This is a genomic window from Sphingomonas brevis (assembly GCF_023516505.1).
GTDB classification, from domain to species: Bacteria; Pseudomonadota; Alphaproteobacteria; order Sphingomonadales; family Sphingomonadaceae; genus Sphingomicrobium; species Sphingomicrobium breve.
The window spans coordinates 2264648-2278340 of record NZ_JAMGBB010000001.1 but is presented as its reverse complement, the minus strand read 5'-3'; the positions used below and the strand labels follow the sequence as shown (position 1 = coordinate 2278340).

Sequence of the window (13693 nt, the reverse complement as noted above, 5' to 3'; positions counted from 1 at the left end):
CCGAAGATTAGCGGTTGTGGACGGGAACGCCGAGGCGAGCCGCAAGTGCTCGCGCCTGGTCGGGGGTCAGCCATGTCGGCGGCACATAGGCGCCCGGATTGTCCCGGCACGTTTGGATCAGTTCTTTGGCCTTCCGAAGATAGGCGTCCTCGCGCAGCAGCTTCGGTTTCGAGATGCTCCAGGAGACCCGAAGCTCGACCATGCTCATCAAATCAATCGGGGCCTCGGATACCCACGAACGATCGGGGTCGTCACCAGCCTCTCGGGCAGTCTCGTTGAGTTCCTGCCCCTCGCCAGTGCTGTAGCCGGGATGATCCAGCCAACGGATCGCACCAATGTCGGCCGCGACGAAGCCGAACGAGACACGATTGAGCGCGACGGCGTTGGCCACACCTTCATTGATGTCGAGGCCAGCCACCTCTTTGCCGGTGTCCTTGCTTGTAAAGCGTACGCGCGTTGAGATCAGGCACTTCGGCACGTCGATCTCTTCAGTCAGCCACACCACAGGCGGGAAGTCCTTCATCGGCCGGCGAAAGAAGGCGTCGGTATGAATTTGTCCTAGCTGTGGGTGGAACGCTGGCGGCATTTTGCCTTCAGGCAGCACTTGGCCGCTCATCCAAAGTTGGTTGGTGCGCAGCGTGCTCGTGTGGTGGTGGATGATCTGTGGCCCTGCCTGCCGCCTCTTCGCCTCGCCCATTCCTTCGACTCCTACACGTGGACACCCATACGGCACCCAGCCAATTTTGAGTGTCCAACCGACACACAAGAAATCGGCTGAAAACGACGATAAACTGGCGCGCCCGGCAGGATTCGAACATGCGACCTCATGCTTTGGTGGCTCTAGGCCTTGCAAGTAGTTTCTCGACTGTGGAGGGGTGCCACAGGGCGCCACACGCGGTCACAATACTCCGACTGCTCCATCTCGTACGCAATGGCCGATAAAGGTTGAAAGCTGCCATTAGCGGACGGCACGATCGCAGGGCTATCGGGGCTTTAGCAGTTGCCAGCCGTCGATCTTGAGCGCCACGGCCAACCGCTCCAAATTGTCCAACGATATGTTGGTCTCGCTGCGCTCAACCGCGCCGATGAAGGTCCGGTGCAGGCCGGCCTCGTCGCCTAGAACCTCCTGGCTCAGGCCCAGTTCAGCGCGTCGGCGCCGCATGTTGGTGGCAAGCACATTCCGCAGATTATTCGTTGCGCCCGCCGCCATGGCGCAAACGCTCGGGGATTGATGCGTTTACGTCGACAGCATATACCTAGCAATGTGCTAGCTGCTCGGCGCGACGTCGAAATGGGGATGATGGGGTGCGTCGACACAAGCTCGCCCTTTGGGCCATTGTCGGAGCCGTAGCGCTGGCCGTGGCGTGGGTCGCGTGGCCAGGTGTCATGGCCTGGCGCACGCGTTCCGAGGTCTACACCGCCGCCATGCGTCAATGTCTGGCCGACATGAAGGACTACGCCGCAGACGAGGCGCGGCGGATCTGCAATGCGGAAGTTCGGCCATGACCCGAGGGGATCTAGCCGCTTTGACCCTTTGGATAGGCGGATGGATCGCATTCGCCAGTTACGGCCATCATAAGGCGCACAGCCCTGCCGCCTTAGCGCAGCGTGCGGAGCAAGACAGGGCCGTCGGCCAGACACTGGCGCGATCCGGATGCACCAGCGACATGGAAAGCCGAGATGATGGTACGGCACCAGCGGAGGCCGTCGCCAAAGCGATCATCGCGAAGTGTGGAGCTGTCATGCAATTCCCCAAGGGGACCTGTAGCGCCAGCTGCATGCGGGAAATGCCGCGGATCGCCCTGCAAGTGGAGACCCAAAGCGTGCTTGAGAAGCGCTATCAGCGGGCACAGGATCGAGCCGACGATGCTAAGGCCGCCTGGGAACGGGCCCGGCCGCACTAGGCTGCATGACCCCAAAAGAATCGCTCGCAGCGGGCATGACAGCCGCCCGCTATCGAGCAAATTCCGTGGCTCCGCCTCCAACACCGACTTCTGGTACCAGAATTATTAAAACTTTTAAGGTCGGCATATTCGACAGAAAATGAAGGAAATCTTTAACTTTAGAGGTTGGAATTGGATCAAATCCCGCCCAAAAATCTTAATCTGGAAAGTTGTGATTTTAGCTGCTGTTGTCGATGTTGTTCAGCGCGCGCCCAGGTGCAAGCATTAAGGAGAGAGAGGCTTTCTCTCTTCTTACCTTCTTCGTACGCAGGAACAACATTGACAACGTTGGCCCTCTGAAAATGAGAGCGGCTGCAATTTAATTATTCCCGATCGTAGCGGCCATACCGACTTGTCTGCCTCGGGGACGCCGGCGGCAGTACGCGATCGCCGCGCCGCAATGCATTCATCCTTGCGTCAGTCTCCTTGTTGATGGCCGCCAGTTCGGCCATCCGATACTTCATGATCGTGCGAGCGTGGGGAGCCGCGAACCACTTCTTGTGAATGAAATCATTGTCGGCAGCCACAAGATAGCCGAGGCCGATCAAGCGGTCTATCCAGTCGACTTGATCACGCGGCTTCAGGCTACGAAGGAACTTGTGGCGCTGGGTGAAGTCACGCATCGTGTATTCCAGCTTGTCGTCCGCCAGTACATGCCGGCCCAGCCTCTGAAGATATTCCTGATCGTCAGCTGAAGCGCTTCCGTCTAGGAAATTGTACAGCGCTTCCGCATGACACAGGGCGAACCGCTCTATGATGTCCGATGCTGCGACGGCCGTTGTTCTGCTCAGGGGCTCATTGACCCTGTGGCCTCCCGCCAGGTGCAGCACGATCATCAACGCGCCGTGGACTCCACGCATCTTGCCGACGAAGCCGACGAAACCCTTCCGCTGAAATGGCAGACGGCTGACGTTTCGGAGGAACTGCTGAAGCCGCCTCGTCTCGGTATAGGCTTCGTCCGAAAGAGTGAGGGTGGCCGGCGCGACCTTTAGCAAGGCATCGATCAATTGCGCGTAGCGATCGCGCGCCCCGTTGTCAGGTAGGTCTTCGGCTTCGGGGCCGTCGCCCATCATGCACACAAGGTGGCGCTGCAACAGGCCGTCGCTTTCGATGCTGCCGAGTTCGGCCAGGCGGTCCTCCTGGACGCCGGCCAGCAGGCTCACGCTGGCATCGCCGCGGGAGTTGCCGACCGTCTTCCGGTTGGTCTTCGACATGGCGCGGCTGTTGAGCGACAGCCACACACTGCGGGCGTCCGAGGCCGCTCCCTTTTTGCCATAGGTGGCCATGCCGCCGAGCCAGCCCGCCCACTCGTCAGCGAATACCAGGCCGCCGCGGGGCTGTTTCTGCTCGTCGAGCTTGTCGAGCAGCGCCTCCGCCGTGATCCGATGAAAGACGTACTGCTGCGGTTCCGGCGGCGCAGGGATTTCTTTCCTGTCGGCAGGAGCGATCGCTGCCCAGCTCCGGCGTCGCGCGTCGTACTCCTCGAAGAGCTTCGCCTCGGCCGCCTCCAGCGGTTTCAGGGCGCGTCGGCAAACCGGGCTCTTATCTTTCGAAGGGTCGCCTACGACCAATCCCCAAAGGACGGGGTGAGCGCGCCATTCGTCGCTGTTGCGTTCCATCTGTAGCGACATGCGCTGATCGATCGCGCCAGAGCACACGATCAGGACTGCGAGGGCGACGGCTGAGGGGTCAACGCCAAGGTTGCGGCTGGTGAAGGTCACGAAGGCCTGCAAGGTCGGCGGTAGGGCCTCGATAGGGAATGGCGGGACCGGGAACTTTTCCCATAGGTCGACCACGGCACCGCTACCGGCCTCGTCGAAGGCGCGAAACCGCCTGGAGGGCTCGTCTGTCGCCTTGCAGCCGACATCGTTTTGTCGAGAGGCGTAAGCGCTCTCGACCTTTTTCCAGAGCGCCTCGGGCTCCCAAGGCGGCTGGCATCGCTCGTTCCAGCTGAGGTCTGACTTGGGGTCTTTAGCGTTCAGCAGTAGATCGAAAGCGCCCTCTGCGCTCAGGCCGAGATCGCCCAGGCAATTGATCGTCAAGACGGTGAAGCTGTCGCCGTCCTTTCCGTCGGGATTGACGCCGTGCTTATGATCGAATGCCGGTTTGAAGTTGTGCAACCGCTTGGCCGCTTCCCTCAGGTGCCATTCGTCATCCAGCACAAAGTCAGGGCGCACCCTCAACGCTGGTCCGCCGGAGCCGTCATCATTATTCAGCTCGGGAAGGCCGGCTGTTACCTGCTCAACCGATTTTCGGCTGAGTTCCCATTCCTCCGCCCCATTCGTGAAGTCGACAAGTACCCGCTCCCTTGGCCCCTCCTTCAAGTGCTTGAAGCCGGGGACACGCATGACGCGCGACGGGTTGCTCACGACTGGATCCGAGCCGTAGCGCCGTGCCAGGCGCTTCACAGTCGATGTGATGCGTCCAATCGGGAAGTCAGCGGCGACCAGCCAATATGCATGCCAATGGAAGTGGTCGGCCGGGTCGATCACCAGGAAGTCCGGCTGCATATGCCACCGGACGTCCTGCCACCGCTGGGCGGGGCCATGGTTGTCGCCGTCTTTGTCGACCTGCACCGCGCGCGCCATGGAAATCTGGCGATCCCTGTGGCCCCCGCCATTGACCACGGCGTACACGCCATAGTCGAGCTTTTGCAGGCGGTGCATATCAAACTGCACCGCATCCAGTGTTCCCTCTACTGCAGATGCGGGCCAGGTGGCGGAACCGTCCGGCTCACGCGCATTGCGCTTGTCTTCCGGGTCCGGGAAGGCGCGCCAGCACATGGAAGTACCGGGCAAGCCCGTCAGAAGTTCGACGTACCGTTCGGCGGCGGCGCGGCCGGACAGTATCTTGGCGAGATCGTTTGGGCCGGCCGCGTCACTCTGATCGGGCAAGCTAGGCACTCTGCGGGCCTTCACACTCGCGGCGCGCGGCGTCGATGAAAGCCTGGGTAACTTGAGCAGCGGTGCGCCCGTGGGTGAACCCAGCTGGCAACAAGCGCAGCGCAGCGAGCACCGCGTCCGCCAGAAGGGCCATATTGACCCACCCTTTTGTCTGCATGTGGCGCACCAAGTCGTGTTTATCGCCGAGTCTCGCGAAGAGATCGGCAGCCTTCAATTGATAGATTCCCTCCTGGCGACCGTAGTGAGCGGTCGTCTCGATCCAGCCGGATCGCGTCACCTGCCAATGACTGTTGCTGTAGATGCAGAACTTCGGAGCCGTGGTCACGTGACCGATTCCTTTTGAATTGGGTCCGGAGTGCCCGTGCTATAGGACTCGCCGTCCGCTTGAGTGTTGGGCGAAACGATCTGCTCTGGCGCGGCGTCGAGCTGAAGTGCCGCGAGAGTCGCCCAAGGGGAGGTTGCACCACTATCCGGGGCCGCAGCTAATTGCGCTCGGGCAGACTGTTGAACCAACGTTCCGCTTCCGCGGCGCTGATCAAGACCTTGCCGCCGAAACGCTTCGCTTGAAGTTCGCGGCTGGCGAGCAATTCAAAGACCTTCGAGCGGCCAACGTCGTAGAGTTTGCAAAAGGAACGCACGTCGAGTGCGCCCGAGTGAACTGGGAAAGGCATGGGTGTCTTCCGTGTATTGGGGAGACCTGCATGCCCAAAAAGGGGCGTCCATTCTTGCCCCAGAAGGGGTTCCGTCTGCCCCCGAGGGGGTCCATCTGCCCGTTCGGTCATACGGGGTCGTCAGCAGTATAGAACCGATAGGAGCCTTGTCCAGAGGGGGCTATTTGTGATCATGGCAAACCTCTGGCGATCGCTAAGTCGGTGACATTGCTGTTGGAAACCGGCGAAGCAATGAAGGCCGCCCAAGCGTCCATGAGGGCGCGACGTTTTTCGAACAGATCGCCACGACGGTAGGCCGCCTCAACCTTGTTGCTGACAGTGTGCGCCAGCGCCATTTCCAGCATTTCGCTCGGGAAATTGGTTCGCTCCGACCCCCAATCCCTAAATGTGCTTCGGGCGATCCCATGCGGCACTGCGTCGACTTTCATCCGACGCAAGACGGCTGAAAGCGTCGTATCGGACAGCATGCCGCCCTTGGGCGCCAAGAATACAAGATCATTGGCCTCGCCGCGCGGCAGAGTTTGCAAGAGAGTCACAGCGGCCGACGATAGCGGGACACGATGATCCCGGCCGGCTTTCATGCGCGAACCCGGCACATTCCAAACCTTGGCCTTCAGATCGATCTCTGCCCATCGCGCGCCCCGAACCTCGCCGGACCTAGCGGCCGTGAGAATGGCGAATTCCAGCGCACGAGCTCCCATGCCCTCAGCCTCGCGCAGTCGCGGCATGAATTCAGGCATGGCGTCGATGGGCAGCGCTGCATGGTGTTTGACCCTGCCCCTTGGCAGCTTGGTCTTGGCGGGGAGCTGATGCTTGAGGATGTCCCAGCGGGCGCAATTTTCAGCAGTGCGGCGGCCCCCGGCAATAGCCCAGCCTAGGACCGCTTCCAGCCTACCACGCAAACGGCTGGCGGTCTCTGGCTTGGCGGTCCACAGGCGCTCAGTCGACTTCCCGTCGGTAGCCGTCACGTCCTGCTGCAGGACCCGGAGCACGGCGGCATTGTCGATATCGGCAATCGATACGTCGCCGATGATTGGGTAAGCATAGGCCTTAAGCGTCGATGGCCATTGCTCGGCGTGCTTGGCGTTCTTCCACTCGTCCTGCTTGGACGCAATGTAGACTTCAGCCGCCTCTCGAAACGTCATCGCCGTGGCCCGCGCCAGCTGCTTCGACGCGCGTGCGGCGTTTCGCAGGTCCAGTGGATCATGCCCATCGGATAGAGCCTCTCTGGCTTCGGTCGCCTTCCTGCGGGCCTTGGCGAGGCCGACGGTCGGATAGGCCCCAAGGCCCATCGTGCGGGCATTGCCGTCAATCATGTAGCGGAACATCCAGCTTGCAGAACCCGCGCGACGCTGCCCGTCTGGTCCAACACCGCCCCGCTTATCGACGCAAAGGTAGAGGCCACCCCCGTCGCAGTAGAGGCGCGTCTTGTCACCTGGCAGCTTCGCAAGGCGGTCCACTTCAATAGGTGATAGGCGTGCGAGGGGCCGTACCATTGTCGTTCTCCATACAATCCACCATACAAAAATACAGCGGATCGGGATGGATTGCAATGGATCGATATGCACTCATCGCAGGCCAGCGCGCTGTCAGTCACTGCAGTAACCATTTGAAATAGTGTCGATATGTTGTGCAGCTTCGGGCTGCTATGGATCATTACGGACGCGACGGAAACTAAGCCCATTGCGGACTCCGTCTCCGCCAGAAACGATCCTTCGAATCCCGGATTTCTCCGGGATTTTTATTGTCCGCCAAAGAGATAACCTCGTTCATGTTCCGCCAGGGACTGCCAGCGCATGCCCACAACCGCCTCTGGAACCGATGTCAGATAGTGGGGTGGTGAGTGGGGTAGAGAAGTCCCAACCCCACTGAAGATGGTCACGCATGAATCACCATTAGCTCATCGTTGATGTGCGTGCGCCCATTCTCGTGACAATGCTTCCTGGCCAGGCGCCGCGATACTAAGCGCGCGGTCGGTCAATGGCGTAATTGCGGACCGCGGCGGAAGGTTGTGGGGAACGTGTATGTTCCATGCCAACCCAAACCACTCCAGAAACTGGACGAACCGAAACCCGGGATCGGCTTGACCGGGGTAGAGGCCGTGCCGGGCTTTTGCCGGTGCTTGATGAAGCATCGCTTCGAACCGCGACGGTGCGTCGGCCTGCCCCGGGCCGTACGAGAAGAGCAGCTCGCGTCATGCTGCGAGCTCCATTTCCACGAATTCGAACTCGCCGTTCGGCTTCTTTGGCTTGCCGATCCAGTTCCGGATCGCGGCATAGATGGTTGTCCCGCCACGATAGGCAGACACCCCCGCACGCGGCAGGATAACGGAAATGGCGACGACGAACATCTTCAATGCCGGAGATGCCGCCAGATCGAAGCCCTTTGAAATGATCGTCCCGGCGATTTCAGTTGCCGCCGGCGACCAACCGGCGCCCTTGGCGGCAAGCTTGAACCTGACGGCCACGAACCCGCCCATGCTTGCAGGCAATCCAGCCGCATTTCTCTTCTCAATGTAGCGGAGCGCCGCGGTGGCAGTTTCACCGCCGGCCTGGGTTGCGATCGAGCCTAGATCGGGCAGGACAGCAAGCACGGGATTGACCCTGATCAGGCCGGTAATCGTCGCGCTCAGGTCCGCGGCCAGCTTTTGTTTCGCGCGGTCCATCGCCTGCCGCTGCCGGGCAGTATATTGCACCGTCGACTGAAGGTTCCGCTGCTCTACCTGGCGAACCATGCGCATCGAGCGCCGAATGTCATTCAGCTGCTTTGCCTTGTTTGGCCGGACCGGCCAGGCCATTGGATCCGCTTCGCTGACAAGGTGCGGAATTCGAACATTGCACTTGGTCAGAGCTTCCGTGAAGTCGAGCTTGCGGACCGCTTCTCCGAGCGTCCGTTCAGCGTGGTCGAGGGCCGCTTGCACTGCAGGGCCTTCCGCCGGCTTTGCACTTCTGCGCTGCCCGACCAGGATTAGCTCGTCCACAACCCTGGCTCTCAGGCGCATGCAGTCGCGGATCAGACGTTCACGTTTGGCGATCGGCAGCGGGAAGCGCAGGCGGCTGGCTTGGGCTGAAACTGTCGACGCCAGCCGCTTCAGCTCGTCTGCCTTGGCAATTATGTTGGCTGGTCGGGACATGATCCCTCGCCCTGATTGGCCCTCCGGCGGGCGCACGCGTCGGACGTCCGCCGGCGGGGTTTCGATCCTACATAAAGCGCTCTGCGCGAGCGACGGCCGCGCGATTGATCTGGCCGCGCTTGCGCGCATTGTTGGCAAGGGCGCGCCCCAGGTTCTGCGAGTTGCCGAGCACCCGGTTTGCCTGCGTGCGCATTACGCGAACCGCGGTTTGCGGTGTGATCGGGCGACCCCTGCGCGCCTTTGCCGCCAACGTCGCGAGCGTGCGCTTCTGGATCGTCGGAATGGTGCGCAGCAAGACGCGGGCTCGCGGATCGCTGCTCGCGGCCAATTGACGGGCGACATCGCCACCGGCCCTGGCAAGGATTGGGACCACTGCCTTGACTGGCAGGGGCGCCCGACTGGCCAGGGTAACCGTGATTGCCGAGCCCATCGACTGCGCAAGCGGGGCAGTCAGGCGGGTTGCGCTGTCGGCCATCGACTCCGAAAGTGACTCGTCGATCGCGGGTACGCTTGCCGGTGCGTTCAGCTCTTCTTCGCTATCCGACTCTTCTTCGCCTTCAAGCGTGCGGGCGAGGGTGCCGAGCTTGCCGCCGAGTGCCGCACCAGCCGGCCCCCCAAGCGCACCGCCAATGACCGCGCCGATCTGCGGCGCGAATTTCTTGGCAAGCGGGGCAACCGTGGTGGCGACCTTCTTGATGCCCCGCCACAATCCTCCAAGGGAGAATTGGTCGCCTTCTTCCTCGAAGCTGTATTGATCGAAGCCGTTGCCCTCCAGCGAAAACTGATCCTCGTTTTCGAAGAACATTGCGCCGCTTTCATCCGCAAATGGTTCGTACTGATCACCGGAGAATTCCTCGAACGCGCCGGTCTCGTACATTCCAAGTGGTGTTTCGCCCGAAAACTCGTCCATATGGTCAGCTTCGAATAGGTAATTGTCCATCGCCGCCTCCTGAAACAGCGCCCGGCGGGGCCTGTACTTCGGGGCAATAGTCCTCTTCACGGCTATCTCGCGCAAGGTGTTGCGCTATGCTGATGCAGACGAACTAACATGTTTAAATTAGTTCATTTTGGAGTCACCCAAATTGACCTGGAAAGCAGCATGACTACACATGCTGTAGTAACAGCTGGCTGATGACACGGCTGCAGACTGCGCAAAACGGTTTGCCTGGCGTTCTCATCTTGCAGTCGAATTCCGCTCGATAGACTTTTGATGGCTGGTACTTGGCGCCTTCATAGGCTCCGATCGGCGTTCCGACGGGAACGGGCCCGCCTTTCGTTTGAGTCGGGACCGGCGTGCCCGCCTTCACCAGGTCCGCCCACTTGATCTGGCTGCTTGCCGGCGATCCGCAAACATTGGGCTCGATCGGCGACATGGTCGACGCCTGGCCGCCGGCGTCATACTCGTCAGCCAGGCCAAAAAGCGTGTGCCCGAGCTCGTGCATTGCAATTTCGGTTGCCCAGGTAGGCTCGCACGAAAACACGGTCGCCGCGCCTCCGGAACCGCCATAGTCGGTGGTGTTGGCGACGATCAGGCAGACAGCACTCCCACGGAAGCATGCATCCAGCATTTCACTGGCGATCCGCTGATCGGCGAGGATGACCCTCACAATATCCTTCTGGAAATGCGCCTTGAATACGGTGTCGCGTGGCGCGGTGCCGCTAATTCCGCTTACGTTCGAGACCGTTTCTATTTCGGCGACTTTCATGCTCGCGAGGTGACTCTTGAATGGCTCGCTATGCTCGAAGGCGGCGACGCAACGGTCGACCAGCTGGTGGAATCTGGGCATGTCGGCCGCGGTAAAACCCTCCGCGAAGAAGGCCAGTGTGAGCGCTTTGGGATTGGTGGAACCCCAGATCGGGCGGACACTAGGCAAAGGGGCGGTGGCGGCCAGCGACGGTGGTAGCGGCCTCGGTTTTAACGGCAGCGCGGCAACAAGGCTTGTTTTCGGAGCGGCTCCAAACTGCGGCTTCCGGCTCTTGCGGGCATGAATCTTCACCTGCGCGCCTTCGCCAGGCCAAGGTAGCTCCAGGGAAATGAATTGCTCATCCGGAACGTCGTGGCGCGCAACGTCACCATCTTTGCCAAATGCCTCCTGACCCGCGAATGGATCGGGCAGCACCTGTCGGTGCACGGTCTTTCCGCCGGCGTCGACAACCTCGATCCACGCGCCGCTGGTGCGATTGGTGATGGTTACATCGGCGCTGCGTGGCACAGCCTGAATCGGAATGCAGCGAATGACCTCCGCGAAGTCGCGCCCATATCTGATTGTTGCTCTGACCGTCCGTGACATCATCCTGCCCCCGAAGTGATTTGGGCGTCCGTTCCCAGCCACACCTCATAGGTACCGGCCTTGACGCCTGGCTCATGCTCGTACCGGCCGCTCAAGTTTGAGATGTCGAGGTCCAATTGCGGGAAAAACTGCTTGATCATCGCTTCCAGCCGGGGTGCCTGCGCGCAGTCCGCCTGCTTCAGGCACCGCAAGCTGGACCGGGATCCTCCCGGCACCAGTTCAATGCCGGGAACGACGATTTTTCGTCCATTCAGCAGTTGCTGCTCGAGATTTCCTTCAAGCAGCTTTGCGGCAGGTCGCTGTGACTCTTTTGAAATATGCAGGAAGACCCGCACAGCCCCTGCGTTGGACCCTCCGGCTCCAGAAGCCGCGGCGGGTACTGCGAGACTCTGGTCGGGCGCAGCCGATGCGTCCGCGCGCTTCGCGCTGGCGGCCAGGCTTTCACGGGTGCTTTCTTCTGGCGAATAGGCATAGAGCCGTTCAATCGCCGTTCGCACACCGGACGGAACTTCAACACCACCCCTGCGACAACTCTCGGTCAACAGCTCGAGCGCTATTGCCTGCCGGTCGGTGATATCTGCCTTGATCGTTTGGCCGGCATTGTCGAGTAGCTGAAGCTTGTCGAGCGCCCCCGTTGCCTCATCATAGAATTTCAACGTCTTGTCGCGACAGGTTTCGGCCGCTGATTGGCGCTGCTGATTGATGTTTATGGCAACTGTAGCGAGTGCAATGCACAGCGGGATGGCCAAACTGCCATAGGCCGCGAATATCTTTGCTCGCTGCTCCCTTGCCGCCCAGTCGGTCATACGGCTGATCCGGGGAATGGCAGGCCATTGGGCGGCGGCAGGTGGCTGAAATCGGGACTGGACCGCAGTCGGTCGTCAGCCAGGATGTAGCCCCAATTGATCAGCCGTTTGATGTGATTGTCATCCATGCTGCGAAGCGCGGTCTTGGTCGCGGCCATCATGTCGGCGCCACCCGAATTATAGGGAAGCGCGCCCGCCGGGCGGTCCTTCTTCATCTGGGTCCCGATCGACGCCAGGAAACCGGTTCGCTTCAGCGGCGAACCCGCCGGCGCATTGTACCCGGCGATCATCTGGCGCGCGCGCAGCATCCCGATCTGATCCTGCATCATGATGGTAACCCGCAGCGCCTGAAGGCTCAGCAAGGACGACGGATTATCCTGATAATCGAACCCGGCGCCGCCATCGCTTACGAACAGCGTTCGCTTCCGCTTCCATAGGGTTTCAAGGCCGAGATTATCATAGACACCGCCGTCGGTCAGGCGGAACGCCGCCGGGCATTTGCGGCCCTTTCCGCCGGCGGGATCGAAGACGAGTCCGGCAACTCCGGTTGTCACAGGCGAAAGGACCGGCGGAAAGGCCGAGGAGGCCGCCACCGCTTCCGACAGCCTGTTGTTCGGATTCATCCAGCGGCCGAAACTCCATTCCGCGAGATATGGCTTCGAGAAGCGAAACAGTTTCCCGCTATGCAGGCTGGTCGCGTTGAATATGAACCGCGGCTCGTCGGGAAGGTCCTGCAGCGTGGCTCCGTGGAATAAATGCTTGTCATAGCTGGAGCGCACATAGGTCCCTGACATACCTGGAATACGACCGATCAGGGCTCCCGGAATGTCGATCGTGACATGGGCAAGGGCGATGATCGGATCGACCACCTGCCGCCGGAAAGAGGCGCCATCATCGTTCCAGGCGATATTGGGCCAGGCGAGCGCTAGCGCGCCGGCGGTGATCGAGCCGCCGGACACGCTGGAGATGCGGTCGGCATCCTTCAGCAGGCGCGCATCGCGAAGCCTCCACAGGAAGCCCAGGTGGAACAGCATTGCACGATAGCCCCCACCTGACAGGGCAATGCCAATGCCATCGGTGAGCTCCTCATCGCCGTCATTCTCAACCGGGGCGACTGCAAATCCGGGATCTTCGGTGTCGCTCACCTTCGGTCCCCTCTATTCAAACGCCAACGGCAGCTCGGTCAGGAATTTGTTTCGATGTGCCTGGATCATAATCTTTAGCTGGTCCCGGAGACCTTCGAGAGCGTCCGCACCGATCGAGACCTTGGCCAGGCTTCGGCGCATCCTCGCTTCCGCGGAATGAAGCTTGAAGAACAATATTTGAGTGACGTTCTTTTTTGCCTTGATCCCGAAGCTCATGCCGTCGGCCAGGAAAGAGCTGCCCTCCTGGCGTACCAGCGTGAATTGGAACCGACCGACATTCGCCTTCTCGCTCTGCTTGTTGAAGAGCGTGATCAACGGCGAGTCATCCATCTTCGCCAGGCTGCCAAGCGCGATCTTGACCAGCTTCGCAGCGCCCGGGATCGGCCCAAGGAAGGCTTCGACCACCTCAAGCACGGCTTCATGGACTTCCAGTCCATCCTTCTTAAATTGATATTCGGCCGTTTCGCGCGATTGGGTGACCCATCCCATGCCGCCCAGGATGCTGTAATAATGGTCGAACCAGGCGATGGGATCCTGCTCGACCTTATATTTGGCGTTGGCGCCGAATTGAGCGACCAACGCTGAATCCGAAATAATCTCCCTGAACTCGGCTTCCACCGATTCAGTGAAAGAAACCACTTCCGATCCGGCTACCACCGCCTGGTCTTTCGCGCCGTCAAATACGACCTGTGGAAAGTCAGGAGCGTCGAGCCCGAACAGCCCGGCCTGCGGCTGAGCAAGTCGAAGGGAGCGAAGATATTCGGTGCCTGTGCTTGCAGTTTCGATCATTGCAATCCTCCT

The 13693-nt window shown here is 60.7% G+C and carries 13 protein-coding genes; 1 reads left to right on the top strand and 12 read right to left on the bottom strand.

Annotation, left to right across the window (positions count from 1 at the left end; translation table 11 throughout):
• Positions 1-7: 7 nt before the first annotated feature.
• On the bottom strand, positions 8-697 hold the full coding sequence (locus LZ518_RS11750; protein WP_249916167.1) for a hypothetical protein: 690 nt from the start codon (positions 695-697) through the stop codon (positions 8-10).
• A gap of 285 nt (positions 698-982) precedes the next feature.
• Positions 983-1162, bottom strand: a complete 180-nt coding sequence (locus tag LZ518_RS11745) for a helix-turn-helix domain-containing protein (protein ID WP_249916166.1) — start codon at positions 1160-1162, stop codon at positions 983-985.
• Between the two features lie 143 nt (positions 1163-1305).
• Here LZ518_RS11745 and LZ518_RS11740 point away from each other — a divergent pair, with 143 nt between their 5' ends.
• A complete protein-coding gene (locus LZ518_RS11740; RefSeq protein ID WP_249916165.1) occupies positions 1306-1506 on the top strand; it encodes a hypothetical protein in 201 nt (66 codons plus the stop codon).
• Positions 1507-2266: 760 nt separating this feature from the next.
• Here the strand turns inward: LZ518_RS11740 and LZ518_RS11735 are convergent.
• The 10 genes from LZ518_RS11735 to LZ518_RS11690 all read right to left on the bottom strand — a co-directional run bounded on the left by LZ518_RS11735 (position 2267) and on the right by LZ518_RS11690 (position 13681).
• On the bottom strand, positions 2267-4837 hold the full coding sequence (locus LZ518_RS11735) for a DUF3987 domain-containing protein (RefSeq protein ID WP_249916164.1): 2571 nt from the start codon (positions 4835-4837) through the stop codon (positions 2267-2269).
• Between the two features lies 1 nt (position 4838).
• On the bottom strand, positions 4839-5171 hold the full coding sequence (locus LZ518_RS11730) for a hypothetical protein (protein WP_249916163.1): 333 nt from the start codon (positions 5169-5171) through the stop codon (positions 4839-4841).
• Positions 5172-5328: 157 nt separating this feature from the next.
• A complete protein-coding gene (locus LZ518_RS11725) occupies positions 5329-5517 on the bottom strand; it encodes a hypothetical protein (RefSeq protein WP_249916162.1) in 189 nt (62 codons plus the stop codon).
• 170 nt (positions 5518-5687) lie between these two features.
• Positions 5688-6977 (bottom strand): tyrosine-type recombinase/integrase, encoded by a 1290-nt coding sequence (locus LZ518_RS11720; protein WP_249916161.1) that lies wholly within the window; start codon positions 6975-6977, stop codon positions 5688-5690.
• Positions 6978-7711: 734 nt separating this feature from the next.
• On the bottom strand, positions 7712-8650 hold the full coding sequence (locus LZ518_RS11715) for a hypothetical protein (RefSeq protein ID WP_249916160.1): 939 nt from the start codon (positions 8648-8650) through the stop codon (positions 7712-7714).
• Positions 8651-8717: 67 nt separating this feature from the next.
• On the bottom strand, positions 8718-9590 hold the full coding sequence (locus LZ518_RS11710) for a hypothetical protein (RefSeq protein ID WP_249916159.1): 873 nt from the start codon (positions 9588-9590) through the stop codon (positions 8718-8720).
• Positions 9591-9753: 163 nt separating this feature from the next.
• The gene (locus tag LZ518_RS11705; protein WP_249916158.1) at positions 9754-10863 is read right to left on the bottom strand and encodes a M64 family metallopeptidase; all 1110 of its coding nucleotides are present in this window, start codon (positions 10861-10863) and stop codon (positions 9754-9756) included.
• 77 nt (positions 10864-10940) lie between these two features.
• Positions 10941-11747 carry a hypothetical protein gene (locus LZ518_RS11700; RefSeq protein WP_249916157.1) on the bottom strand — a complete coding sequence of 269 codons (807 nt, stop codon included), beginning with the start codon at positions 11745-11747 and terminating at the stop codon, positions 10941-10943.
• Positions 11744-12892 (bottom strand): patatin-like phospholipase family protein, encoded by a 1149-nt coding sequence (locus tag LZ518_RS11695; RefSeq protein ID WP_249916156.1) that lies wholly within the window; start codon positions 12890-12892, stop codon positions 11744-11746. Before LZ518_RS11695 ends, LZ518_RS11700 begins: the two co-directional genes overlap by 4 nt.
• A gap of 12 nt (positions 12893-12904) precedes the next feature.
• Entirely contained in the window at positions 12905-13681 is a 777-nt protein-coding gene (locus LZ518_RS11690) for a hypothetical protein (protein WP_249916155.1), read from the bottom strand.
• Positions 13682-13693: the final 12 nt, after the last annotated feature.

What these genes read in the sequence shown, in the direction of transcription:
- LZ518_RS11710 (WP_249916159.1), bottom strand. Translation starts at nt 9,590, where the DNA reads ATGGACAATTACCTATTCGAAGCTGACCATATGGACGAGTTTTCGGGC.
- LZ518_RS11715 (WP_249916160.1), bottom strand. Translation starts at nt 8,650, where the DNA reads ATGTCCCGACCAGCCAACATAATTGCCAAGGCAGACGAGCTGAAGCGG.
- LZ518_RS11700 (WP_249916157.1), bottom strand. Translation starts at nt 11,747, where the DNA reads ATGACCGACTGGGCGGCAAGGGAGCAGCGAGCAAAGATATTCGCGGCC.
- LZ518_RS11725 (WP_249916162.1), bottom strand. Translation starts at nt 5,517, where the DNA reads ATGCCTTTCCCAGTTCACTCGGGCGCACTCGACGTGCGTTCCTTTTGC.
- LZ518_RS11745 (WP_249916166.1), bottom strand. Translation starts at nt 1,162, where the DNA reads ATGCGGCGCCGACGCGCTGAACTGGGCCTGAGCCAGGAGGTTCTAGGC.
- LZ518_RS11690 (WP_249916155.1), bottom strand. Translation starts at nt 13,681, where the DNA reads ATGATCGAAACTGCAAGCACAGGCACCGAATATCTTCGCTCCCTTCGA.
- LZ518_RS11750 (WP_249916167.1), bottom strand. Translation starts at nt 697, where the DNA reads ATGGGCGAGGCGAAGAGGCGGCAGGCAGGGCCACAGATCATCCACCAC.